General features: G+C 37.2%; 1 protein-coding gene. It reads left to right on the top strand.

Annotation, left to right across the window (positions count from 1 at the left end):
• Positions 1 to 74 precede the first annotated feature (74 nt).
• On the top strand, positions 75 to 2,124 hold a 2,050-nt coding region (locus tag KDK19_RS06410; RefSeq protein ID WP_257291584.1), incomplete at its 3' end, for a hypothetical protein.

Here is a 2,124-nt window from a genome sequence, read left to right as displayed (position 1 = left end):
GACCAATTTATTGCAACCGCAGTAGGACAGCCTTAAGTCCGACAGGCTGCTAGGTCAATCTATCAGGTGTTGTCATGCCAACCATACCCAAGAATATTCATGTTAGTATTGTCGGTCCTGCTGAAGGTTGGGAGTTAAGTTTTCTGGCAATATGGGCCAATGTAAACCCTGACTATAAAATCCATCTATGGGCTCCTGAACTTTTGGCATACCGAAAAATTCTATATTCGCTGCTGATTTCCGAGATAAACAAAGATGCTATTGAGAAAGATTCCCCCGATGAAGATATTGCGAGGTTGAAAGATAACACCTGGAAAAAAATTGATGATTTTATGGGTGAAAGTACAACAGTAGAACAATTGAATATACTGAGATCCAGTTTTTCAGATAATGTAAAGCAGTCGTTTACCATACAATGGGATAAAACCAATGAGATGCTAAATAAAATTGAAATATCCATTGACAATATTGACGTTCATAGAACAATGGATAATTTCAAACCAAAAGAGATTCAATACATTAATTACAGTTTAAGCTTTACTAACACGTTACTAACCGAAAGATTTTTAGGTCTGCATAGTGAATTAGACTTAGGAGGTGCATATATTGATAAAGGAGTACTACCAGAACTGAACATTGACTTCTTAACAGAAGCGATGACTTCGCTCGGCCATACATTGGAAACACCATTAACTGATGAAAGAAAAAGTCAGATCGAAAGAGCTGTGATACGTGCTCTTTCAGAAAAAATGTTCTCAGATGGTATTATTCAAGACCCTAGTCCTTATTTTGAGACATACGATAAAAACCTTCCAGAACAAGACATCAGACTGGTTAAAAGTATCATAGAAAAAACCAGTATTGATAATCTATTCCAAAGACTAGGGGAATATCATACAACGGACCATACCATAAATAGAGTATTTTTAGGAGTAACAACAAATTTAGCAAGTATTTTTTTCGGCAGCACTCTTGATAATTCAAACCAGCCAATGGTATTAATATCTCGCTCAAAAAACGCTCTAGTCAAAATATCACTTAATGAAATCGTTCATATTCATGATGCCGTAAAAGATTTTAAACAACTCAGATTAAGCGAAAAAGAATTCACAGCAAAGATAAGGGAGGTTCTAATTCAATTCTATGATAATAATAAAGTGAAGATCTCCGGCGATGACATTAATAAAGTTGCAATGATGTCAACTCAACTTTCATATGATAAAAATGAGGCTGACTACCACATTATCACTAAACTAGCTTATGGATCTTTTGAAAGATTACAAAAAATCCAAATGCAAAAAAGACCTGTGATCGTTCCATTTCATGAATTCTCAACGAACAATCCCTTCTATAATAGGAAATCTTATGATCTTTTATTCAAACCGTCACAAATAGTGCGTAGGCGACTATACGATAAATTAATAGTGATTAATTTTTCTCTAACTCTTCAAAATAACAGAGAATATTTAATAAAGTCTACTGATCTTTATGACGGGTACCGCACTCAAGACAGCGTTTTGTATAACGTTGTTATTGGTGCATCGGGACGAGGAGAACTTAAACTCGAAACAGTAAAAGGAATACCGTTCACAAACATTGGTGAAGACACTAAAGTCATAATTACCGGAACTGTTCATTTCTTTGAGTACAGTTCACATAGTAGTTCCCGTGCAGAGCATGTAACGAAAACGCTATCATCGATTTTAAGAATGGCGATCCCAAGAGATACCACCGTACAAAACATAGCATTCTATTTTTATAACTCTGCACAAGGCCTTGTAGATTCTGTGGGTGTACTGGATGCTAGCCATAAACTTTTTGTTGTACCTGGAGTTTTGAGGGAGTTAGCCAAAACAGGTATCCATGCAAATTACGCCGTTGCGGTTACGGCTGCTGCCAGACCGTCAACCTCCATCGACGCGCTCTACCCTGAACCAAACCGTATTGTTTTTACCTTGCGGCCTGACAAAAGTACTGTTGAATACCGATTAAAGTTCGGACTGGCCTCCCTTGAGGCTGAAAATCTATTTACATATGTCGGAACTGAAGGTCAATCTGACGATGTCATGTCCGAAGACGATCCGATCAAAGCCATATTACAAGAGAAGATTGCCGGTAGCGGAT

This window comes from Endozoicomonas sp. ONNA1, assembly GCF_024606325.1.
GTDB lineage: Bacteria > Pseudomonadota > Gammaproteobacteria > Pseudomonadales > Endozoicomonadaceae > Endozoicomonas_A.
The sequence above is the reverse complement of the archived record's forward strand: the minus strand, read 5'-3'. Positions and strand labels throughout refer to the sequence as shown.